Origin of the sequence: Streptomyces griseochromogenes, assembly GCF_001542625.1 — a bacterium.
Taxonomy (GTDB): domain Bacteria; phylum Actinomycetota; class Actinomycetes; order Streptomycetales; family Streptomycetaceae; genus Streptomyces; species Streptomyces griseochromogenes.
This window is the reverse complement of record NZ_CP016279.1, coordinates 7,201,199-7,222,329: the sequence shown is the minus strand read 5'-3', so window position 1 is coordinate 7,222,329 and position 21,131 is coordinate 7,201,199. Positions and strand designations below refer to the sequence as shown.

The 21,131-nt window shown below is 72.8% G+C and carries 17 protein-coding genes and 2 pseudogenes; 9 read left to right on the top strand and 10 right to left on the bottom strand.

Translation table 11 applies throughout. The annotated features are described in order from the left end of the window. Positions 1 to 55: 55 nt before the first annotated feature. The 4 genes from AVL59_RS31015 to xylB form a co-directional block, all read right to left on the bottom strand. The gene (locus tag AVL59_RS31015; protein ID WP_067311066.1) at positions 56 to 1,069 is read right to left on the bottom strand and encodes an acetamidase/formamidase family protein; all 1,014 of its coding nucleotides are present in this window, start codon (positions 1,067 to 1,069) and stop codon (positions 56 to 58) included. A 478-nt stretch (positions 1,070 to 1,547) separates the two neighbouring features. Continuing rightward, positions 1,548 to 1,904 carry an NUDIX hydrolase gene (locus tag AVL59_RS31010; RefSeq protein WP_237281741.1) on the bottom strand — a complete coding sequence of 119 codons (357 nt, stop codon included), beginning with the start codon at positions 1,902 to 1,904 and terminating at the stop codon, positions 1,548 to 1,550. Positions 1,905 to 2,065: 161 nt separating this feature from the next. Continuing rightward, positions 2,066 to 3,274, bottom strand: a complete 1,209-nt coding sequence (locus tag AVL59_RS31005; protein WP_067311063.1) for an ROK family transcriptional regulator — start codon at positions 3,272 to 3,274, stop codon at positions 2,066 to 2,068. 57 nt (positions 3,275 to 3,331) lie between these two features. Continuing rightward, complete coding sequence (xylB, locus tag AVL59_RS31000) at positions 3,332 to 4,777, bottom strand: xylulokinase (RefSeq protein ID WP_067311060.1); 1,446 nt, start codon at positions 4,775 to 4,777, stop codon at positions 3,332 to 3,334. Between the two features lie 191 nt (positions 4,778 to 4,968). Between xylB and xylA the strand changes: the two genes are divergently transcribed. Next, positions 4,969 to 6,135 (top strand): xylose isomerase, encoded by a 1,167-nt coding sequence (xylA, locus tag AVL59_RS30995; protein WP_067311057.1) that lies wholly within the window; start codon positions 4,969 to 4,971, stop codon positions 6,133 to 6,135. Positions 6,136 to 6,522: 387 nt separating this feature from the next. Continuing rightward, positions 6,523 to 6,795 carry a hypothetical protein gene (locus AVL59_RS49610; protein ID WP_237281740.1) on the top strand — a complete coding sequence of 91 codons (273 nt, stop codon included), beginning with the start codon at positions 6,523 to 6,525 and terminating at the stop codon, positions 6,793 to 6,795. 6 nt (positions 6,796 to 6,801) lie between these two features. Here the strand turns inward: AVL59_RS49610 and AVL59_RS30985 are convergent, their stop codons facing one another. From AVL59_RS30985 to AVL59_RS30975, 3 genes are all read right to left on the bottom strand, one after another. Continuing rightward, entirely contained in the window at positions 6,802 to 8,145 is a 1,344-nt protein-coding gene (locus tag AVL59_RS30985) for an esterase-like activity of phytase family protein (protein WP_067311055.1), read from the bottom strand. Between the two features lie 130 nt (positions 8,146 to 8,275). After that, positions 8,276 to 9,571 carry an SWIM zinc finger family protein gene (locus tag AVL59_RS30980; RefSeq protein ID WP_067311053.1) on the bottom strand — a complete coding sequence of 432 codons (1,296 nt, stop codon included), beginning with the start codon at positions 9,569 to 9,571 and terminating at the stop codon, positions 8,276 to 8,278. After that, entirely contained in the window at positions 9,568 to 12,444 is a 2,877-nt protein-coding gene (locus AVL59_RS30975) for a DEAD/DEAH box helicase (RefSeq protein WP_067311050.1), read from the bottom strand. Before AVL59_RS30975 ends, AVL59_RS30980 begins: the two co-directional genes overlap by 4 nt. 210 nt (positions 12,445 to 12,654) lie before the next feature. On the opposite strand from AVL59_RS30975, the gene AVL59_RS30970 reads away from it, so the two are divergent. Further along, positions 12,655 to 12,837 carry a hypothetical protein gene (locus AVL59_RS30970; RefSeq protein ID WP_067311047.1) on the top strand — a complete coding sequence of 61 codons (183 nt, stop codon included), beginning with the start codon at positions 12,655 to 12,657 and terminating at the stop codon, positions 12,835 to 12,837. 100 nt (positions 12,838 to 12,937) lie between these two features. On the opposite strand, the gene AVL59_RS30965 is transcribed toward AVL59_RS30970, so the two are convergent. Beyond that, positions 12,938 to 13,804 (bottom strand): hypothetical protein, encoded by an 867-nt coding sequence (locus tag AVL59_RS30965; RefSeq protein WP_067311042.1) that lies wholly within the window; start codon positions 13,802 to 13,804, stop codon positions 12,938 to 12,940. A 542-nt stretch (positions 13,805 to 14,346) separates the two neighbouring features. Between AVL59_RS30965 and AVL59_RS30960 the strand changes: the two are divergent. After that, positions 14,347 to 15,249, top strand: a pseudogene (locus AVL59_RS30960) (oxygenase MpaB family protein). On the opposite strand, the pseudogene AVL59_RS55190 reads toward AVL59_RS30960, so the two are convergent. Further along, positions 15,226 to 15,357: pseudogene (locus AVL59_RS55190) on the bottom strand (PadR family transcriptional regulator); the annotation flags it as partial. The pseudogenes AVL59_RS30960 and AVL59_RS55190 overlap by 24 nt on opposite strands. An 8-nt stretch (positions 15,358 to 15,365) precedes the next feature. Between AVL59_RS55190 and AVL59_RS30955 the strand changes: the two are divergent. Beyond that, the gene (locus AVL59_RS30955) at positions 15,366 to 15,998 is read left to right on the top strand and encodes an alpha/beta fold hydrolase (protein WP_067311040.1); all 633 of its coding nucleotides are present in this window, start codon (positions 15,366 to 15,368) and stop codon (positions 15,996 to 15,998) included. A 13-nt stretch (positions 15,999 to 16,011) separates the two neighbouring features. On the opposite strand, the gene AVL59_RS30950 is transcribed toward AVL59_RS30955, so the two are convergent. Beyond that, a complete protein-coding gene (locus AVL59_RS30950) occupies positions 16,012 to 16,611 on the bottom strand; it encodes a class I SAM-dependent methyltransferase (RefSeq protein ID WP_067311038.1) in 600 nt (199 codons plus the stop codon). Positions 16,612 to 16,763: 152 nt separating this feature from the next. On the opposite strand from AVL59_RS30950, the gene AVL59_RS30945 reads away from it, so the two are divergent. Genes AVL59_RS30945 through AVL59_RS30930 form a run of 4 tightly spaced genes read left to right on the top strand, consistent with a single transcriptional unit; the run spans position 16,764 to position 20,963 of the window. Further along, positions 16,764 to 17,537 (top strand): MHYT domain-containing protein, encoded by a 774-nt coding sequence (locus tag AVL59_RS30945; RefSeq protein ID WP_067311035.1) that lies wholly within the window; start codon positions 16,764 to 16,766, stop codon positions 17,535 to 17,537. 48 nt (positions 17,538 to 17,585) lie between these two features. After that, positions 17,586 to 20,099, top strand: coding sequence for a sensor histidine kinase (locus AVL59_RS30940; protein WP_208870473.1), 2,514 nt, complete (start codon positions 17,586 to 17,588; stop codon positions 20,097 to 20,099). Next, positions 20,096 to 20,533: a roadblock/LC7 domain-containing protein gene (locus AVL59_RS30935; protein WP_067311033.1), complete on the top strand. Its 438-nt coding sequence runs from the start codon at positions 20,096 to 20,098 to the stop codon at positions 20,531 to 20,533. The genes AVL59_RS30940 and AVL59_RS30935 overlap by 4 nt, the downstream gene beginning before the upstream one ends. Positions 20,534 to 20,552: 19 nt before the next feature. Beyond that, positions 20,553 to 20,963: a DUF742 domain-containing protein gene (locus tag AVL59_RS30930; protein WP_067311030.1), complete on the top strand. Its 411-nt coding sequence runs from the start codon at positions 20,553 to 20,555 to the stop codon at positions 20,961 to 20,963. The last annotated feature ends 168 nt before the right edge of the window (positions 20,964 to 21,131 follow it).

The following is a 21,131-nucleotide window of genomic DNA, read 5'->3' as shown; positions in this document are numbered from 1 at the left end:
GTCGGCTGCCTTTCAGAGGCGGTTGTGGGGGATGTACTGGGCGACTGGCACGACGTCAGAGGCGAAGCGCCCGAGCCGTCTCCCGCAGCCGCGCGTGCAGGCCGCGGTGGGTCTCCCGCGCGGGCAGCCACTCCTTGCGGAGCTTGGCCACGCAGGTGTAGTTGGTGTCGCACACGTTGGCCAACGGTGATTCGGCCGCCTGGGTTGCGAACTGATACGCGTCCAGCTCACTGAATCCGAAGTCGCGCACCAGCCACCGCACCAGATCGAGCTGCGCCGTGCGGAAGGCGTCCTCCAACGGGCGCGCCGAGCCGGTCGAGATGAGATGGGTGTCCGACTCCAGCCGGGGCCAGGCGGTGGTGACGCCCTTGAGGAGGTCGACGATCACCACGGTGTTCATCGCGCACTCGACGGCGACCCCGCAGGTCTCGCCCTCGCCCTGCCGGGCGTGCCCGTCGCCGAGGCTGAGCAGCGCGCCCTCGACGTTCACCCCCAGGTAACAGGTCACGCCGGCCCGCATCTCGGGCGTGTCCATGTTCCCGCCGTGCGCGTCCGGGACGAGGGCCGAGCGCACCTCCAGGTTGGCGGGAGCCACGCCCACCGTGCCGTGCATCGGGTCGAGGGGCAGCTCCAGCCGGATGTCACTGTCCTGCGCCCGGAACAGGGCGGTGCGCCGGGTGCGGTCGAGCTGCCAGATCCACACCCGCTCCGGGAGCGGCGGCTGCAGCGAGGCCGTGGTGTGTGTCGAGGTGAGCGCGCCGAAGAGGGGGACCGTCGTCGACGCGGCCCAGTCCCGGGCCGGTTCGACGGACACGAAGTGCACGGCCACGGTGTCGCCGGGCTCGGCGCCCTCGATGTGGAAGGGGCCGGTCTGCGGATTCAGGAACGGGAACTCGCAGACCTGGGACACGAGGTCCTTCTCCGACCGCACCCGGCCGGCGAAACAGTCCTCGGTGTACAGGTCGAGCACCGTACCGGGCGAGATCCGGGCCACCGGCGGAGCGCCGCCGAACGTCCAGGCGTACTCGTCCGGTTCCGGCCGGACGGTCAGGATCCTGGGGTCGGTCATAGGGCGTCGGTCCTTTCATCCAAGGCTGGTCATCGGTGGTGGAACCCGTCGCCGAGGACCGCGCGGCGCTCCTCGGCGATCACCCGCGCGGTCTCGGCCGTCCATGCGGGATGACGCCGTATCAGCAGCAGGACATCGGCGCCGGCCGCCGCCCGGACGCCGGACGGCGGACCGGTTTCCGTGACAGCTCATCGAGCACACCGATGGCATCACACAGCGGTGCTCGGGTCGTCTTCTCACGCATGTGTCCCCCCGATACGTGTCAGCGCGCCGTCCCCCGGCGCCTGCGGATCCGTTCGCCGGGCGGGCGCCCCGCCGCGATGGACCGGCGGCCGGCTCGCGTGAATCACGGTACGGCGCGGCCGAGTTGGGTAGAAGGGCGAGCCGCGGTTCCGTGGACAATCCGCGAACTGTGGACAACTGGGCCACTCGAACGGGTGAGCGCGGTGTGGTCGCGTGGCCGTTCGGACCCACCGCTTCACAGGGGCAGACCCTCCGGCAGATACGCCACGGTCCCGTTGCGGACCGCCGCGTGCAGCGCGGTCAGGGTGGAGAGTCTCGCGGCGAGCCGCAGCCCGGCCAACTCGTCGGGTGGGAACAGACCGTGCCGGTCGTGCTCGGCGCTCAGCCGCACGCGGACGTCAGCGGCCAGGGTGCCGCCGTGGAAGAAGCAGTCGAGCACCGGCCCGGTACCGAGCACGTCCGCCCGGTGATCGACGCCGACGAGGACGGGCGCCGGACCGATCGCGATACCGGTCTCCTCACGCACCTCCCGGCGTGCCGCCGTCCACGGGTCCTCCCCGTGGTCGAGCATCCCGCCGGGCAGCCACCACATCCCGGCATTCGGCCCGCCCGGCCCGTAGCGCAGCTCGCCGGTCCAGCATCAGCACGCAGGACGCGAGCTGAGTCTGCGGCTGGGTCCGGATCCACTCCTCACGCGGCACCCAGTCCGTCACGCCCACACCTCCGTGAAGTCCCCGGACCCGCCCCGCACGCTCAGGACCGCTCCGCCACCGCCGCCGGATCGTCGAGAACGGCCCGGACGACCGAGTGGGCGGCGCCCAGGAGCGGGCCCTCGGGACCCAGCCGGGACACCGACACCGGACAGGCCGGACCCGCCGTACGGCTCGCCAACTCGGCCTCCAGCGAAGGCAGCAGCCAGGCGGAGAGGCCGGCGAGGGCTCCGCCCAGGACGACCGACTCGGGGTCGAGCAGATTGACCGCCCCGGTCAGGGCGATACCGAGTGCCGTACCGGCATCCCGCAGGGACTGCCGTACGGCCTCGTCGCCCTCCTCGGCGCGCGCCGCGAGCAGACCGACGAGGTCCTCGCGCGGTATCAGGCCGGCCGCGCGCAGCACCGCCTCCTCGCCGGCGTACTGCTCCAGGCATCCGCGGCCGCCGCACGGGCAGGCAGGACCGTCCGGGCGGACGGGCACATGGCCCAGCTCACCCGCGAAGCCCCGCGTACCGCGCAGCAGCCGTCCGTCCACGACGACTGCGGCGCCGATGCCGATCTCGGCCGACACGTGCAGGAAGTCGAGCGGGGTGCCGGCACCGAGCCACAGCTCGGCCAGGGCACCGAAGTTGGCCTCGTTGTCGACGATCAGCGGCATGTCGTCGGGCAGCAGCGCACCGAGGTCCACGTCGTGCCAGTCGAGGTTCGGAGCGCGTACGACCGTGCGGCCGTCCCGGGCCACCAGTCCCGGCACGGCGACCGCGAGACCGGCGGGCCACAGCCCCTCCCGCTCCGCCTCGCCCACGACCCGGCGGACCAGCGCCGTGAGTTCCTCGATCACCGGCCCCGGGGCGCGGCCCCGGTTCGCACCGTGCCGCACGGCACGCGCGCGTATCTCGCCGCGCAGGTCGACCGCGCAGACCGCGAGGTGATCGACGCCGACCTCCGCCCCGATGCCCGCGGGACCGCGCCCGCTCACCGCGAGCGCCGAGCCGGGGCGCCCCACCCGCCCGGGCCGCTCGGGGCCCAGTTCCTCGAGCAGATTCCAGCGGATCAGCTCGTCCACCAGGGTCGACACCGCTGCCCGCGTCAGACCGATGCGCGAGGCGACCGTGGCCCGCGACAGCGGACCCTCCGCGCTGACGGCGTGCATCACCCGGGCCAGGTTGCGCCGGCGCATGCCCTGCTGGGTGTCCGGCAGGGAGCGTCCGGTCCCGGGCGCGCGGCCTTCGTGCAGCGGTGCGGTCATGCCTCCGTCAATCCTCGGTCTCTGCGGCCGGGCTCGGCTCCGGGGCCGTGGCCGGGCTCAGCGGGATTCCGTCCCCCGCTCCAGCAGCGGGGCCGCGTCGGAGAGTACCCCGCTGATCCGGGCCAGTGCCGCCTCGTCCCGCTCCACGGCCTCCAGCACCGGCCCCGCGGCCGTCTTCCAGCGGCGGGCCACCGCTGCCGGATCCTCACCGGTCAGCAGGCCCGCGGCCTGCGCCGCGGCCCCGAGGGCGACCAGTTCCCTGGCCTCCGGGACCTGGACCGGCCGCCCCGACAGCCGCCGCACCGTCTGCTGCCAGGCGGTGCCCCGGGCTCCGCCGCCGATCAACAGCAGCGGGGTGCTGCGGTCGGCGTCCTCGTCGAGGACCAGGTCGAGCGCGCCGAGCAGCGAGTGGACCGCGCCGTCGTAGGCGGCCTGCAGCAGCTGGCCCGCGGTCGTGTCGTGGCGCAGTCCGTGCAGCAGGCCGGAGGCGTTCGGCAGGTTCGGGGTGCGTTCGCCGTCCAGGTACGGCAGCAGGGTGACGGAGGTGCCGGGCTCGACGGCCTCGCGGTCCAGGCCCAGCAGGGCCGCGACACGGTCCACGGCGAGCGTGCAGTTCAGCGTGCAGGCCAGCGGAAGCCAGTCGCCGTGCGCGTCGGCGAAGCCCGCCACCGTGCCGGTCGGGTCGGCGGGACGATGCCTGGAGACGGCGTACACGGTGCCGGACGTGCCGAGGCTCAGCACCGGCGTGCCCGGGTGCAGGCCGAGGCCCAGCGCGGCCGCCGCGTTGTCACCGGTGCCGGGCGCCACCAAGGTGCCCTTGGAGAACGGCAGGTCGTGGCTGTCGCGCACGGTGCCCGCCACCTCGCCCGGCCGCACCACCCGGGGCAGCAGGGCCGGGTCGAGCCCCACGTGCGCCAGCGTCTCCTCGTCGTACGCCTCCGTCCCGGACGCCCACCAGCCCGTGCCGGAGGCGTCGCCGCGGTCCGTGGTGCCCTGCCCGGTCAGGCGCTCGGTGAGGTAGTCGTGGGGGAGGCGCACCGCCCTGGTGGCACGGACCGCCTGGGGCTCGTGCTCGGCCAGCCACGCCCACTTCGTCACTGTGAACGACGCCCCGGGCACACTGCCCGTGCGCTCCGCCCAGCCCTTCGGGCCGCCCAGCTCCTCGACGAGCCGACGGGCCTGCGGCGCCGAGCGGACGTCGTTCCACAACAGGGCGGGGCGTACCGGTTCGCCCCGCTCGTCCAGGGTGACCAGGCCGTGCTGCTGGCCGCCGATCGACACCGCGGCCGCCTCGTGCGCGGGTTCACCGCACTGGCGCAACGCCTCGCACAGGGCGTCCCACCACTGGCGCGGATCACTCTCCCGGCCCGTGCCGGAAGACACGGTGTGCGGTGCCTGTCCGCTCGCCACGACCTCGCCGGTGGCCGCGTCGACGACCAGCGCCTTCGTGGACTGGGTGGATGTGTCCACGCCGACGACGAGCGGACCCTCGGCTGCTGACATCGGGCTCTCCCTCTTCCGCGGCTCCGCGGGATGTGCTGTGAGCTGGCAAGACGTCTGTCAACGACACCCGTGGCAGACATCAGTCGAAGACACCTTGTCGTCAAAGACATCTTGTCTCTTCCCAGAGGTGCGTCCGCATACTAATTTGTAAACGGCCATGACGAAATAGTCGTACGCAGCTAGGAGCCGGCATGAACTACCAGCCCACCCCCGAGGACAGGTTCACGTTCGGCCTGTGGACCGTCGGCTGGCAGGGAAGGGACCCGTTCGGCGACGCCACCCGCCGCGCCCTCGACCCGGTCGAGACGGTGCGGCGCCTGGCCGGGCTCGGCGCCTACGGAGTGACCTTCCACGACGACGACCTGATCCCCTTCGGATCCTCGGACACCGAGCGCGAGTCGCACATCAAACGTTTCCGCCAGGCCCTGGACGCCACCGGCATGACCGTTCCGATGGCCACCACGAACCTCTTCACGCATCCCGTCTTCAGGGACGGCGCGTTCACCGCCAACGACCGCGACGTCCGCCGCTACGCGCTGCGCAAGACCATCCGGAACCTCGACCTCGCTGTCGAACTGGGCGCGCAGACCTATGTCGCCTGGGGTGGCCGCGAGGGCGCCGAGTCCGGCGCGGCCAAGGACGTGCGCGCGGCCCTCGACCGGATGAAGGAGGCCTTCGACCTCCTCGGCGAGTACGTCACGTCCCAGGGCTACGACATCCGCTTCGCCATCGAGCCCAAGCCGAACGAGCCGCGCGGCGACATCCTGCTGCCCACCGTCGGTCACGCGCTGGCCTTCATCGAGCGCCTGGAGCGCCCCGAGCTGTACGGCGTCAACCCCGAGGTGGGCCACGAGCAGATGGCGGGGCTCAACTTCCCGCACGGCATCGCGCAGGCCCTGTGGGCGGGCAAGCTCTTCCACATCGACCTCAACGGCCAGTCCGGCATCAAGTACGACCAGGACCTGCGCTTCGGCGCCGGTGATCTGCGGGCCGCCTTCTGGCTCGTCGACCTCCTGGAGAGCGCCGGTTACGAAGGCCCCCGCCACTTCGACTTCAAGCCCCCGCGGACCGAGGACCTCGACGGCGTGTGGGCGTCCGCGGCCGGCTGCATGCGCAATTACCTCATCCTGAAGGAGCGCTCGGCAGCCTTCCGCGCCGACCCCGAGGTCCAGGAGGCGCTGCGTGCCTCACGGCTGGACCAGCTGGCCCAGCCGACCGCGGCGGACGGCCTGCAGGCACTCCTCGCCGACCGCACGGCCTTCGAGGACTACGACGTGGAGGCGGCCGGCGCGCGCGGGATGGCTTTCGAACGGCTCGACCAACTGGCGATGGACCACCTGCTCGGCGTACGCGGCTGAGCGCGCACGCTCGCGTGAGGGCCCTTCCGCCTTCTGGGGCGTCCGCACGCGCGCGCCTGCCGGGCCTTGAGAGTTCGGCACGCCGGCCGTCCGCCGACCGCCCTCCGCGGGGGGTGCGGCGGAACAATACGGCCCCGTCATGAGCCGGTATCAGCTTCTGTGCGCCGGTCGCCTCGTGACCGGGCGGCGGCGACTCTGGAGGGTATGTCTCTGCCGCCGGAACCGCCCCTGCCGCCCGGACCTCCGGACGAACCCGCGCCCGCGGGTGGTGGTTTCGGACCGCCGCACGGAGGCTATGGCCCGCCCCCGTGGGGCGAACGCCTGCCCCCGTCGGTCGAGCCGGGCCGGGCACACTACCCGGAACCTCCACGGCGCAGCCGTGGTCCGTTGTTCTCCGCCCTGGCCGTCCTGGTGGTCGCCGCGGCCGTCCTGGCCGTGGTGCTGATGGTCTCCGGGCACGACGGCTCGGCCGACAAGAAGGGGCCGGACAGCAGCGGTACGCCCACGAGCCGCTCTGCCCGGCCCTCCTTCCGCCTCCCCACCGAACTGCCCAGCAGGCTGCCGTCGCGGCTGCCGACCGCACTGCCGTCCGGCTTCCCGAGTACGCTCCCGAGCGACCTGCGGACGCTCCTGCCCTCTCTGCCGGACAACCTGCCCTGAAGGCCTCTAGTGGTGTCCCGGCAGTCGGACGTACGTCACGGTCGTCTTGATGCCGCTGTCGACCAGTCGGCCCTGGGCGTCGAAGGCGCCCGGACCGTCGGTCATCCCGAAGTCGTTGTCGTTGATGAGGGCGAGCGTGTCGTGGTCCACGCGCGCGATGCCCTCGATCTTCCCGGGCACGCCGCCGACCTTGCCCAGGTCGACCACGAGCCGCTTGGCCAGTACGGGGACGCCCGCGGCGGCCGGATCGTCCAGTTGCTCCAGCGTCGGAGACGTCGTGTCGTCGTCCCAGGGGCCGCCGAGGATGTCCGCCTTGCGCCCCAGCCTGACCAGTTGCAGCCTGGCGGCCTTGTCGGTGCGCTCCTCCACCAGCAGCCGGTCACCGCCCACGGCCACCACCGAGGAGATCTTCAGCTCGGAGGTGTCGTCCTCGCCGGGGTCGACGACGTCCACCGGGTCGAACCGGTAGGCGTACTCGGCGGTGACGGCCTTCTTCCTCGGCGAGAAGCGCAGGAGACGGGTCGTGCGCGAGGCGTCCCCGGCAGCCCCGTCGGGCAGCGAGAGCGGGCTCTGCAGAGCCATCACGAGGTCGCCGCCCGGAAGCTGCGCCAGCCCCTCGAAGCCGCGGTTGGTCTTCCGGTGCAGCAGGATGGACGGCAGGGACTCCACCACCGGGTAGTCGGCGCCGGTGAGGTTCAGCCCCTCGGGCACGTACCGGGTGAGCACCTCCCCGCGCGCGGAGACGTGGATCAGCGAGGGGCCGTACTCGTCCACGAGCCAGAAGGTCCCGTCCCCGGCCCGCACGATGCCCTCGGTGTCCAGGCCGTCCGGGTCGTACGACAGCGGCGTCGATGCGTCGAAGGTGTACGGCGCCTCGTCGCGGCCCTTCTGGTCGGGCAGCCCGGTGACGGCCTTCCCCGAGGACGTGGTGAGCGGAATCGCGTCGATCACTTCGACCGCGTCCCCGGAGACCCGGATCTTCACGATCGCGGGGTCGAAGCCCGGCACCGGGAACGTCCGGCGCTTCTTGCCGTCCACCTTGATCTGCCCGTTGGGACCGCGATCGGTCACCGTCCAGAACTCGCCCTTGCGGCCGGCCGGGTAGATGTCACTGCCGATGCCGCCGAGGTGTACTCCGTGGTCGTCGTCCACGCTGCCGGGCAGCAGCGTGTTGCTGAACGCGCCGAGCGGGATCTCCCCGAGGGCGGCCGTGCGGACGACACGGGCACCGTCCCCCGGCGGCGTCGCCGCGGCCGTTCCCGCGGCCACCAGGGCGGCGGCCAGGGCCATGGGCAGGGCCGAGGCGACGGAACGGTGGGCACGGCGCCGGCCGTCGGCGTGCGGGGACATCGGGCCTCCTGGGAGCAACTCCGTTGGTTGCGGCCACATTTGGGCCCTGGGAGGAATGCCGTACGACCGATGGGTGAACAAGTGGCAACCGACTCCGGTCGAGTCGCCCCCATGGCGCGATGACGGACTGTCAGATGCCGGTGTCCGGATCGCTGTCCGGCCCGAGTCGCGCCGCCGCCAGTGCGGTTGCCGGATCCGGGTCGGGACCGCCCGTCGGGACCCAGCGGCCGTTCTCCTCGCGGTACGGCCACCATCGGCCGTCCCGGCCGAGGCGCAGCTGGACGCGCTCCTCCGGGACGGTCCACCGGTTGCCGACCGGCTGGAACGACGGCCGCTCCGCCGTCTCCCAGGCCGCTTCCAGGGCCGCACGCGCGCGTGCGAGGGCCGCGCCCGTCACCTGCCACTCCCCGTCGAGCACGGCCAAGGCCGCCGCGCCTCCGAGTCGCCAGGCGCCGACAGCCGTCGCCAATCCCTCGCGACCCCGTTGTGACCCCTCGGCGAGCCGGTCGGTCACAGCGTCCGGTGCCGCCCCGTCGGCCAGTCGTACGGCGTCCTGAGCGGCCGTCAGCTCGATGAAGACGCCGTCTCCGGGTCCGCCGGCGCCGAGTGTGTGTCCCAGCAGCCGGTGGGCTTCCGCGGCTGTCCGGCTCGCCAGATGTTCGAGCGCTGCGGGGTCGATCCCGGGTGCGGGTGGTACTTCGGTGTCGAAGGACGGCGGTTCGCCGGGTGTCTTCGGGACACCGGGCAGGGCGGGCAGCGGGGGAAGGATGTCCGCGGCTGCCCAGGCCTCCGCCGCGTCCACACCCTCGCCCTCGGTCTCGGCGGGCTCGTCCGAGGGCGCGGTGCTCCGCAGGTACAGCTCCTCCAGGAACGCGCCCTTCGCCCGGCCGTGCATCAGCAGCAGCACGAAGGGATCCTCGTCCAGCAGCCGCGCCACCTGGTGACACAGGGCGGCGGTGTGCCCGCAGTGGTCCCATGTGCCGCAGTCGCACTCGGGCTCCAGATCGCCCAGCCCCGGCAACAGATCGATTCCCCTGACTGCCGCGTCCTCGATCAGGTGTGAGGGCAGTTCCCCGTCGAGGAGCGCGGCCAGGTGTCCCGCCTGCTCCACGGCCAGGTCCAGAAAACGGACCCACTCTTCTTCGGAGAGCTCGGGGACCAGGACGTCCGCCCGGTGCGCCACACCCTTCGGATCGCGGACGACAGCGGTGACCCGGCCCGGTCGAACGGTCACCGCGCCCACCGCGCCCGCGCGCGCGAGGCGGCGTCCCGCCTTCACCGCCGCCCCGTCCAGCGCGGCGTCCTCCAGTGCCCCGAGCCAGGCACGGCCCCACCAGGTCTGCGTGAATCCGCGCCCGTGCGCGGGCGGCGGCGCGGCGAACGTGCGTTCCAGGTCGTGCTCGTACTCATGGTCGTTGCGGCTCATCGCGCCTCCCCGCGCAGTTCCACCAGTGCGGCCAGTTCCGTGTCCGTCAGCTCGGTCAGCGCCGCCTCGCCGGCGCCGAGCACGGCGTCGGCCAGTTCCCGCTTGCGCCCGAGCATCTCCGCGATGCGATCTTCGACGGTCCCCTCGGCGATCAACCGGTGCACCTGCACCGGGCGGGTCTGCCCGATCCGGTACGCGCGGTCGGTGGCCTGCGCCTCGACGGCCGGGTTCCACCAGCGGTCGTAGTGCACGACATGCTCCGCGCGCGTGAGGTTCAGGCCCGTCCCCGCTGCCTTCAACGACAGCAGGAACACCGGCACCTCGCCCTCCTGGAAGCGGTGTACGAGTTTCTCGCGCTCGGCGACCGGAGTACCGCCGTGCAACAGCTGCGACGCGACCCCACGGTCCGTCAGGTGCCGTTCGAGCAGGCGGGCCATCCGCACGTACTGGGTGAAGACCAGGACAGCCGATCCCTCCGCGAGGATGGTGTCGAGCAGTTCGTCCAGCAGTTCCAGCTTCCCCGAGCGCTCCGGGAGCCGCGGTTCGTCCTCCTTGAGGAACTGCGCCGGATGATTGCAGATCTGCTTCAGCCCGGTCAGCAGCTTCACGATCAGGCCCCGGCGGGCCATGTCGTCGGCTGTCGCGATCCGCTCGAGTGTCTCGCGCGCCAATGCCTCGTACAGACCCGTCTGTTCGTGTGTGAGTGCCACCGGGTGGTCGGTCTCGGTCTTCGGCGGCAGTTCGGGCGCGATGCCGGGGTCCGACTTCCTGCGACGCAGCAGGAACGGCCGCACGAGCCGCGCGAGATGCTCCGCGGCGGCGGGATCGCGGCCGCCCTCGACCGGCTGCGCATAGCGCGCGCGGAAGGTGCCGAGACGGCCCAGCAGCCCCGGTGTCGCCCAGTCGAGAATCGCCCACAGCTCCGTGAGATTGTTCTCCACCGGTGTGCCGGTGAGGGCCACGCGTGCGCGCGCCCCGATGGACCGCAGGGCACGCGCGGTCGCCGCGTACGGATTCTTCACGTGCTGTGCCTCGTCGGTGACGACCATGCCCCAGGGCACCTCGGCGAGCCGCTCGGCGTCCAGGCGCATCGTGCCGTAGGTCGTGAGCACGAACTCCCCGTCCGCCAAGGAGCCGAGAATGCGTCCCGGCCCGTGGAACCTGCGCACCGGCACCCCGGGAGCGAACCGCTCGATCTCACGCTGCCAGTTGCCGAGCAGCGACGCCGGGCAGACCACCAGCGTGGGCCCGGCCGCCGAGGCGTCCGCCTGCCGGTGCAGATGCAGCGCGATCAGCGTGACCGTCTTTCCGAGGCCCATGTCGTCGGCCAGGCAGCAGCCCAGCCCGAGGGCGGTCGTCCGGACCAGCCACCCGAGGCCCCGCAGCTGGTAGTCGCGCAGGGTGGCGGCGAGCCCCGGAGGCTGACCGACGGGCTGTGCCGCCTCCGGATCGGCGAGCCGCTCTCGCAGCCCCTCCAGCCATCCCGTGGGCCGTACCTCGACCCGGCGCCCGTCGACCTCGGCCGAGCCCGTCAGAGCGGCGGCCAGCGCCTCGACCGGGGTGATGGAGCGGTCCTGCCGGGCGCGGGCGCGATCGGCCTCGTGCGGGTCGACCAGGACCCATCGGTCACGCAACCGAACGAGGGGACGCTTGGCCTCCGCGAGCCGGTCCAGTTCCTCGCGCGACAGCTCCCGTCCGCCCAGCGCGAACCACCAGCGGAAAGTGACGAGGGCGTCCGCCGACAGGAACGACGGCAGCGCCGAGGTCTTGCCGCCCACGGCAGTCCCGCCGTCCGGCGGTCCGACGGCGGCATGTGTGGTCAGCTCGCGCGTCAGTTCTTTCGGCCAGTGCACGTCGACACCTGCAGCGGCCAGCGCCCGGGCGCCCTCGCCCAGGAGTTCGACGATCTCGTCGTCGTCCAGTTCCACGACGTCGGGAGCGGCGGCGGTGAGCAGAGGCGTCAGCGGCGCCCACGCCCTGGCGGCCCGGCGCAGCGCCAGCAGCGCGTCGGCACGCGCGCGTGCGCCGAATCCCTCGCGCCCGGCTCCGGGGGAGGCCCACAGCTCGGCGGCGTCCGCGACGTCCGCCGACCCGCTCACGCCGTGTACCTGGAGCACCGCACGGAACCGTACCGGAGCGTCGTCCTCACGGCCTGCGTCGTGGAGGCCGGGCGCTTCGACCCGCAGCGACAGGCGCACCCCGGCGTCGTGTCCGGCGGCGATGTCGTCGGCCCACGCCCGCAGACCGGGCGGCTGCTGCGGCTCGGGCGCCGCGTAGGCGGTGCCGCCCGTCACGAGCGGTGCGGCGGGAGTGCGGGGGAGCGTGTCGGCGACCGCGTCCAGGAAGGAGCGCAGCAGCCGCTCCGGGTCGGGCAGCCGAGGCCGCCCGGCGGCGGCGAGGGGCACGGCGTGTGACTCCGGAGGCATGGCCGCGGCCAGTTCGCACACCAGCTCCGCATCGTGCGGGGACAGGGGCCCGGCACGCCACGCGTCGTGATCCCCCGGGGAGAGGCCGGGCAGCAGCAGACCGCGCGCCAGGAGGTGCAGGGCCAACAGGCCGGCCGTGCCCCAGAAGGCCGTGGCCCGGTGGCCGCCGGGCTCCGTACACGCGTGTGTGAGCACCGGCAGGGCGGTGCGTACCGGCAGCAGCAGGGCGGGCAGCCGTACCCGCTGGACGGCCCTGGCCCTGTCGTGGGCCGGTAACACCAGATCAAGATCCGAGAGGGAGCCACCGGCGACGGCTGGGGGCGTCTCGGCGTCCGGTCGCCAGAAGGCCATCTGACCGCTGCGCGCGGGGTCGGATGGCAGGAATACCGCGCAGCAGCGGGTCAGTTCGGACAGCTCGGAGAGTGGTTCCGTGGGAATCCTCTGCACAGCTCTGCCGCACTCCTCAAAGTTGACTACTCGCCTCGGAGTCGCCGAGGGTACAGCACGTCAGAGGTGCACCCCGAAGGCTTAGGCTGTGATCTGGGGCACTAAGGGGTGTGTCTCAGGGATGTCTCAGGGTCGGGGTCCGGAACCGCTGGGAGCGCGGGGCCGTTTCCACAGCAGAGAGCGGCAGTGGCCGCGAAGGAGGCGACGCTCATGTCCAAGACCGCGAAGATCGCCGCAGGGGGTGTGGCGGTCGGTCTCATCCTGCTGATCTGGCTGCCCTGGTGGATCTCGTTCCTGATCGTGGTGGGGGTTCCGGCCGCCGCGTACCTGACGCTGGACCCTTCGCAGCGGCGCAGGCTCCGCCGGGTCACGCGCAAGGAACTCGGCCGCTGAGCGACCGGCGATCGGCCCGGGACCGATCGCCGGGACGGCCGCAGGCTCGCTCGGAGCCCGCGGGGGCCGCGCCGATACGCAGGGCGCGGCCCCCGCGGGTTCAACTGGGCCGCACGGCCATCTTGTCGAGCGCCTCCAGCAGCCCTGGCAGTTCCGGGCCCCGGCCCACGGGCAGCACCTCGCCGGGCTCCTCGTCCAGCAGGACGAACGCGATGTCGTCGGTGCGGGCCACCATCGACCATCCGGGTCCGTCGGCGCGCAGCGTACGGGCGTCGCCCGGGGCGAACGACGAGCGCACCCGGCCCAGCGGCGGCGGCGAGTCGACGTAGGCGTGCATCTCCGCCAGCACCCGGCGAACGCCCCGGTGGCCGCCCTTCGGCGCGCTCTCCTCGTCGGCCGCCGAGTCCTCCGCACCGGCCTCCGCACCGGCCTCCGTGCCGGCCGGCCCCTCCTCGGGTGAGGGGAAGTAGTCGTCGCCGATCTGCTCCCTCCACACCGCCCACTGCAGCGCTATCTCGTCGGCGCCCAGGCGCCGCTGGGCGGGTCCCCAGGAGCTGGTGTCCGGCGGGGTCAGCGCGGGTCCGTCCGCGATCTCCGGGCCGGGGTCGTGCGGCGCGGGTACACCGGGTGCGGCGACGGCGACCGCCAGCGGCCAGCCCGGCAAGGCGGCCACAACCGTGCGCTCGTCCGGGGACAGCTCGTACTCCATCCCGCAGTCCCAGGAGGCGATCGCCACGGCGACCAGCGAGACGTCGTCGATGACGACCGTCCAGCGGGCGCCGTCACCGTCCTGCCCGAGCACCAGGCCGTACCCGTCGGCGCGCGGTGCCAGATCCAGCGCTGCGCATGCCTCCGGATAGTCGTCGCCCAGCACGCTCGGAAACTGCGCCGGCGTCAGCAGTACCGCCGTGAGCACATACAGCGCCTCGTCCGCGGCTGCGACGGCCTCATCGTCCGTCCCGGCCATCCGTGCCTCCCCAGTGGTTCGTCCAACGGCGCGCACCCTAGTGCGAGCGGAAGGCGCTTGTCACGACTCCTCACACCACGCGGAGCTGCAGGTTTCCACCTGGACGGGGGCGAAATGACCACCACTCGGTGCGGTGTCCCCCCTCGGGCCGTGGGCAACCCGTGGAGAGCCTGTGGAGATCGCGAACCGCCGCCCGAAGCGACTCGTCGTGTTCCCGGGCGAGAGCGAGGACGGCCCGGTGCGCCGTCTCGCACACCCCGAGTGACCGAGCCTGCGGCGGCACCCGGGTCGCCGCCTTCCCGACCCCGCCCCTGATCGTCATCCGTGCCGGCCGCCTCCCAGGCGGCTGCGGCTTCGAACATGTTGTGTGCGTGCCCGCCCCGGATGCCTTCGCGTGCGGGGAGGTGCGGGAACGGGTGGTGCATATGCGCGTCAAGTCGAACACGTGCACCATGTTGCCCCTGAAAGGGCCGTCCCCCATCGCTCAACGCGCGCTGTTCTCCGTAGAGTTGGAGCTTCTGTGGCAGAAGGCTGGCGGCGCCGTGAAGCGCTTCGCTCGGCTCGAGCAGATCCGCCGGATGGACCCGGTGGCGGATGGCCTGTACGTCTACCGGCTCGGTGTGGCGTTCGAATTTCCGTGGGATTACGCACGGGCCCTTGAGCTGGCGCTGTACCGCACCTACGCCGTCCCCGGCATCGGACGGCTGCTCGCGCGGACGGCGGAGCTGACCGAACGTACACAGAAGCGCTAAGACGACACCGTGCTGCTCCTCGACGCCGTCGTGGAGCACGGCTCCGGCACCCCGGAGGGCAGGACCGCGATCCGCCGCATCAACCAGATGCACCGAAACTATGACATCAGCGACGACGACATGCGCTACGTGCTGTCCTTGTTCGTCGTGATGCCGAGGCGCTGGATCGACACCTACGGTCGGCGTCGTCTGTCCCGGCACGAGATCGTCGCCGCCACCGAGTACTACCGCATGCTCGGCCGGCGCATGGGTATCCCGTCATCCCCGGGGTCTACGAGGAGTTCGAAACCCTCGTCGACGCCTACGAGGAGGCCCACTTGGCGTGGGACGAGCAGGCTCGGCGGGTCTCCGACGCCAGGCTCGACCTGATGGCGTCCTGGTACCCGCGCCCGATGGCACCTCTGCTGCGCGCGGCGACACGCGCCCTGCTCGACGCCGCTGCTGCGCGCCTTCCGCTACGAGCCGCCGGGTCCGGCCGCCCGCGCGCTCGTGCGCCGCGCCGTGCGGGTGCTCGGCCGGCTGGTCCGACTGCCGCCGCCGCGCCGCTCGCCGCACTTCGCACGGCAGAACTGGGAGGTCAGGGGCTACCCGAACGGCCACCGGCGGGCCGGGCCGGGTACATGCCAGGTCCCAGGGGCGGGCGGCTGTCCGGTCCGGCACCCGGACGCCTCAGCGGACGACGTCCTCGAGTGACCTGAGCGTGTCGCGCAGCCAGGCGAGTTCGGCCCGGCTCGTGGCGCGCGCGATGGTGAGGATGCCGCGCCGGAACGGGTCGTCCAGCTCCTCGGCGCGCAGGGGCCGGCGCGCACATCGCGGCCCGCCCCGAACTCGCGGGCCGGCGCAGCCTGTTCGTGGACCTGCCCGGGCACGGCACCAGCGACCGGCCCGAGCACTTCGGCTACACGCTGGACGAGCACGCCCACGCTGTCGCGGTCGCACTGGACCAGGCCGCCGTCGCCGGTGCCGAGCTGGTCGCGCACAGCATGGGCGGCGCCGTCGCCGTCGTGCTCGCCCACCGGCGGCCCGATCTCGTCTCCCGGCTGGTCCTCACGGAGGCCAACCTCGACGCCTTCCCACCGTCGACGGCCGCCAGCAGCGGAATCGCCGCCTACGAAGAGGACGAGTTCGTCGAAGAGCGCTACGCGCGCGTGCTGGACGCGGTCGGCCCGCTGTGGGCGGCCACCATGAGGCTGGCCGATCCGCGCGCTCTGCACCGCAGTGCCGTCGGCCTCCGTCGCGGCTCGGACCCCGTGATGCGCACGATGCTGGAAGGCCTCACGATCGACCGCGTCTACCTTCAGGGCGAGCACAGCGGGGAACTCCAGGGCAGGGAGGACCTGGAAGCCGCCGGAGTCCGTGTGGTGACGGTGCCGGGCGCCGGGCACAACGTCATGTTCGACAACCCCGACGCCTTCGCGGCAGCCGTCGTGGGACGGGGCTGACCCATCCCGGTCGTCAGGCCTCGCGAACGGCCAGCGCGAGGAACCGGTCGTGCTCGTCGACGTACGACGTCATGCGCCACGCCGAGCGGGCGAGGAGCGGGCCGAGCCGGGCCTCGGCCCGGAGGTCGTCGGGGGTGATCTGCCGTCCCTGACGAGCCGCCAGGGCGGCCCGGCCGATGGGGTGGAACAGCGCGAGCGTGCCACCTGGCCGCACCACGCGGGCCAGCTCGCACAGGTTCTCGGAGGGGCGCGGCAGATGCGCGATCAGGCCCGCCGCGAACACGGCGTCCAGGGATCCGGACCTCAGCGGCAGCGCGGCGACATCCGCGAGCAGCAGCCGTCCGTCACGGTCCCTGCCCGCCCGTACGGCGGCCTGGAGCATGGCCGGGGTCAGATCCACCCCGGTCACCGTCCCGGAGAACCCTACGGCGGCACGCAACGGCGGCAGGGCGCGGCCCGTGCCGCAGCCCGCGTCGAGCACGCGGTCGCCCTGACGGAGCCCCAGGTCGGCAACGGCGGCCGCGTAAGCCGGGCCGTCGTCGGGGAACCTGCTGTCCCAGTCGGCCGCGCGCGCGGTGAAGAACTCCTGTACGTGTGTGTGGTCGTCGCTCATGCTCCGCATGATCCCTCACTGGCACGGGGGACCCTGCTGCGCGCATGTTCGAGCGGGACGCGATCGTTCCATCGCCTTTCTGTGTCATATTCCAACACCTTTCGAAATGCGCCCCCTTCGTGCGCCCCTGCCCCGGCTAGCGTCCCGGGGCCATGGGACACCTGGACCACGCCGCCTTCGGCTGGCTGACCCCCGTGCTGTCGTACGTCATGGCCTGTATAGGTGCCGCACTGGGACTGCGCTGCACCGTGCGCGCGCTCGGCACCACCGGCCGGTCGCGCCGCAACTGGCTCTTCACCGCCGCCTCCGCGATCGGGACGGGCATCTGGACCATGCACTTCGTGGCCATGCTCGGCTTCCGTGTCAGCGGCACCGACATCCGCTACGACGTACCGCTGACCATCCTCAGCCTCGTCGTCGCCGTGGTCGTCGTCTGCGCCGGCGTCTTCGCCGTCGGCTACAGCCGGGACCGCAACCGGGCACTCCTGCTCGGCGGGCTCACCACCGGGCTGGGCGTCGCCAGCATGCACTACCTGGGCATGGCGGCGGTACGGCTGCATGGTCATGTGCACTACGACCCCGTCCTCGTCGGACTCTCGGTCCTGATCGCCGTCGTGGCGGCGACCGCGGCCCTGTGGGCGGGGCTCAACATCAAGTCGCCCGTCGCGGTCACCGTCGCCTCGCTCGTCATGGGGGCGGCCGTCAGCAGCATGCACTACACCGGGATGTTCGCGGTGAGCGTGCGTGTCACCCCCTCGGGCCAGGAGCTGCCCGGGGCCACGGCGATGCAGTTCATCTTCCCCCTCGCCGTCGGCCTCGGGTCCTACCTGTTCCTCACCTCGGCTTTCGTCGCCCTCTCGCCCACGGCCGACGAACGCCAGGCGTCCGCCTCGGCCCAGCGGCCCGTCCAGAGCGCCGCCCGCTAGCGGGAGTCCGGCCCCGGAGCCCCGACCCACGTCCCGAGCGAGGAGGCCATGCGCCCACCCCGTAGCACCCCGAACGCCGGCACCCCGGAGTCGCTCCCACCGCGCGGCCGCCGTGCCCACGCCGGACCACCGGCCGAGGAGGACACGGAACGCCTCCTCGGCACGCCACCGGACAACGCGCCGCCGCGCACGCGCCATTGGCGCCTGCGGCCCCGCACGGTACGGGCGAAGGTGGTCTGCCTGCTGATGGTGCCCGTCGTCTCCCTGCTCGCCCTGTGGGCGTACGCCACCGTCAGCACCGCCCAGGACATCGCCCGGCTGCGCCAGTCCCAGCGAGTCGATGCCGAACTGCGCGCCCCGGTGGCCGTGGCCGTGACCGCCCTGCAGACCGAGCGGGCCGCTGCCGTGCGCTACGCCGCCGCCCCGGACGCGGGAGGCGGCGACCTCCGCGGACTCGCCGCCCGAACCGACCGCGCGGTGGCCGGGCTGCGGCTCGGCGCCGACAGCACCGTCGCCGACAGCCAGGAACTCCCCGCCGGAGTCGCCGAGCGCCTCCGGACGTTCGTCACAGGAGCCGAGGACCTGCGCGCCCTGCGGACCTCCGTACTCGACCGCAGGGCCGGCTGGCGCGAAGCGTTCACCCGGTACACCGAGACGATCGATACGGCCTTCCTGGTGGACGGGGCCCTGACCGGCATCCAGCAGGCCGACATCGGCTCCGACGCGCGCGTACTGCTCGAATTCTCCCGCGCCGCCGAGGCGCTGGCCCAGGAGGACGCCGTCCTCGGCAGCACGCGCCCGGCCGGTGCCCTGCAGAGCGATCGGCTGCGGTTCTTCGCGGCAGCTGTCGCCACACGCCGCACCCTCACCGAGGCCGCCGTCGCCGACCTGCCCGGCAACCAGCGCACCGACTGGCGCGACCTCGCCGGCAGCGCCGCGTACACCTCGCTCACCACCACCGAGGACAAGATCCTCGCCGCCGGCCCCGGCACCAAGGCGATCGACGCGGCACCGACGACGGCCTGGAGCGCGGCTCACGCGCGCGTGCGGGACGTGATGGGGGGCATCGCGGCGGACAGCGGGCGTGCCGTCGCGGGCCGCGCCGACCCGGTCGCGCGCGGCCTGCTCAGCCCGGCGGGCGCCGCCGTGTTCTTCGGCCTCGCCGCCGTCGCCGCCTCGCTCGTCATCTCCGTCCGCATCGGACGGGCCCTCGTGGTCGAGCTGGTGAGCCTGCGCAACGACGCCCTGGAGATCGCCCGCCGCAAACTCCCCGCGGCGATGCGGAAGCTGCGCACGGGCGAAGAGATCGACATCCAGGCCGAGGCACCGGCCGGGCCACCGGCGGAGGACGAGACCGGGCAGGTGTCGGAGGCCCTGACCACCGTCCACCGCGCCGCCCTGCACGCCGCGGTGGAGCGCGCCGAACTCGCCAGCGGCATCTCCGGTGTCTTCGTCAACCTGGCCCGGCGCAGCCAGGTGCTGGTCCACCGCCAGCTCAGTCTCCTGGACAGCATGGAGCGTCGCTCCGACGACCCCGACGAGCTGAGCGACCTCTTCCGCCTCGACCACCTCACCACCCGGATGAGGCGCCACGCCGAGAGCCTGATCATCCTCTCCGGAGCGGCACCCGGCCGGGCCTGGCGCATGCCCGTGTCCCTCACGAACGTCGTACGCGCCGCCGTGTCCGAAATCGAGGACTACGCGCGCGTGGAGGTGCGCCAGCTCCCGGAGGCGTCCGTCATCGGCACGGCCGTGGCCGACCTCACTCATCTGCTGGCCGAACTCGTCGAGAACGCCGCCCAGTTCTCGCCGCCCCACACACGCGTACGGGTCACCGGCGAACCCGTGGGCAACGGTTACGCCCTCGAAGTCGAGGACCGGGGCCTCGGTATGGGCGCCGAGACGCTCGCGGAGGCCAACCGGCGGATCGAGCAGTCCGAGGCCCTCGATCTGTTCGACAGCGACCGCCTCGGACTGTTCGTGGTCAGCAGGCTGGCCTCCCGGCACGGCATCAAGGTGCACCTGCGCACCTCCCCCTACGGAGGCACCACCGCGGTCGTCCTCCTGCCGACCGCCCTGCTGCACACCGGATCCGCGCAACGCCCCGCACACGAGGAGACGCAGGAACGCCCGGAGCGGCAACCCGAATACGCGCGCGTGCCCGACGCGCCCCGGCCACCGTCCGCGGTCGACAGGCAGTCCGGCCGGCCCGCCCTCGCGGCCACCACCCCGGCCTCCTCGACGCCCGCGCAGGAACCCCCGCCCCCCGGAGTCACCGCTTTGAGGCTGCACCGCTCACCGAACGACTCCGAGCCCACCGACGACCTCCCGCGCCGTGTACGCCAGGCGAGCCTCGCACCTCAACTCCGTCGTCAGCGCCCCGAAGAACCGGTTCAGCAATCCACCCCGCGCGCCGACGACCGGCGCACCCCCGAACTCGTACGGGACCGCATGACGGCTTACCGCGACGGCTGGGTGCGTGGTGGCGGCACGCGTCCCGGCCGCGCCGCCGCCCCGGATCCCGAAACGGGCAGCGACAGCACCGAAGGAGATCCGGCATGATCCAGGACCCGAACATGAGGGACCCCCAGCGGTCCGGCGAACTCGACTGGCTGCTGGACGACTTGGTGACACGGGTGAGCGAGGTGCGGCACGCCGTCGTGCTGTCCAACGACGGCCTGGCCGTCGGCGCTTCCACCGGCCTCGCCCGCGAGGACGCGGAGCACCTCGCCGCCGTGGCGTCCGGCTTCAACAGTCTTGCCAAGGGCGCGGGACGGCACTTCGGGGCCGGCGGCGTACGCCAGACCATGGTGGAGATGGACGAGGCCTTCCTCTTCGTGGCCGCCGCCGGCGAGGGCTCCTGCCTCGCCGTGCTCACCGCGGTCACCGCCGACATCGGCCTGGTCGCCTACGAGATGGCACGCCTGGTCAAGCGCGTGGGCGAGCACCTTCGCACAGCGCCGCGCATCGCGGTCCAGCCGCCCGCCTTCGGATGAGCCGGAAGGCGCGGCACCCATGACCGAGCACCCGACCGGCGGCCCGCGAGAACAGGGCAGCCAGTGGTACGACGGCGAGGCCGGGCCCCTGGTCCGCCCCTACGCCATGACCGGCGGACGCACCCAGCCGGGTCCCATCGGAGTGCGCTTCGACCTGATCGCCCTCGTCACCCTCGCCCCCGCCGCACCGGCCGTGGACGACACCGCGCTCGGTCCCGAGCACCGGGCCCTGGTCCACCTGTGCCGTACGGAGACGCAGTCCGTCGCCGAACTCGCGGCCGGCGCCGACCTGCCGGTGGGCGTGGTGCGAGTGCTCCTCGGCGACCTCCTGGAACTGGGCTGCGTCACCATCAGCCGCCCGATTCCCCCGGCCCAGCTGCCGGACGAGCGGATCCTGCACGAGGTCATCGAAGGGCTGCGGGCGCTGTAGATGAACGTTCACAACCCATCGGACGACTCACGGCATTCCGTTTGGCGCGCCTTTTGCAACCAACCGGGCGCGACACGGTCACATCAGATGCATTCCGGTCCGATCCCCCGAACGGGTGCCGAAGTTGTCATGATGCTGACTTCCTGTCCCGACCACCTTGGCCCCGAC

What these genes read in the sequence shown, in the direction of transcription:
- AVL59_RS30985 (WP_067311055.1), bottom strand. Translation starts at nt 8,145, where the DNA reads ATGTCCCCGCACGCCGACGGCCGGCGCCGTGCCCACCGTTCCGTCGCC.
- AVL59_RS30980 (WP_067311053.1), bottom strand. Translation starts at nt 9,571, where the DNA reads ATGAGCCGCAACGACCATGAGTACGAGCACGACCTGGAACGCACGTTC.
- AVL59_RS30945 (WP_067311035.1), top strand. Translation starts at nt 16,764, where the DNA reads ATGGGACACCTGGACCACGCCGCCTTCGGCTGGCTGACCCCCGTGCTG.
- AVL59_RS30965 (WP_067311042.1), bottom strand. Translation starts at nt 13,804, where the DNA reads ATGGCCGGGACGGACGATGAGGCCGTCGCAGCCGCGGACGAGGCGCTG.
- AVL59_RS30935 (WP_067311033.1), top strand. Translation starts at nt 20,096, where the DNA reads ATGATCCAGGACCCGAACATGAGGGACCCCCAGCGGTCCGGCGAACTC.
- AVL59_RS30940 (WP_208870473.1), top strand. Translation starts at nt 17,586, where the DNA reads ATGCGCCCACCCCGTAGCACCCCGAACGCCGGCACCCCGGAGTCGCTC.
- xylB (WP_067311060.1), bottom strand. Translation starts at nt 4,777, where the DNA reads ATGTCAGCAGCCGAGGGTCCGCTCGTCGTCGGCGTGGACACATCCACC.
- AVL59_RS31005 (WP_067311063.1), bottom strand. Translation starts at nt 3,274, where the DNA reads ATGACCGCACCGCTGCACGAAGGCCGCGCGCCCGGGACCGGACGCTCC.
- AVL59_RS30950 (WP_067311038.1), bottom strand. Translation starts at nt 16,611, where the DNA reads ATGAGCGACGACCACACACACGTACAGGAGTTCTTCACCGCGCGCGCG.
- AVL59_RS30930 (WP_067311030.1), top strand. Translation starts at nt 20,553, where the DNA reads ATGACCGAGCACCCGACCGGCGGCCCGCGAGAACAGGGCAGCCAGTGG.
- AVL59_RS30970 (WP_067311047.1), top strand. Translation starts at nt 12,655, where the DNA reads ATGTCCAAGACCGCGAAGATCGCCGCAGGGGGTGTGGCGGTCGGTCTC.
- xylA (WP_067311057.1), top strand. Translation starts at nt 4,969, where the DNA reads ATGAACTACCAGCCCACCCCCGAGGACAGGTTCACGTTCGGCCTGTGG.
- AVL59_RS31015 (WP_067311066.1), bottom strand. Translation starts at nt 1,069, where the DNA reads ATGACCGACCCCAGGATCCTGACCGTCCGGCCGGAACCGGACGAGTAC.
- AVL59_RS31010 (WP_237281741.1), bottom strand. Translation starts at nt 1,904, where the DNA reads ATGTGGTGGCTGCCCGGCGGGATGCTCGACCACGGGGAGGACCCGTGG.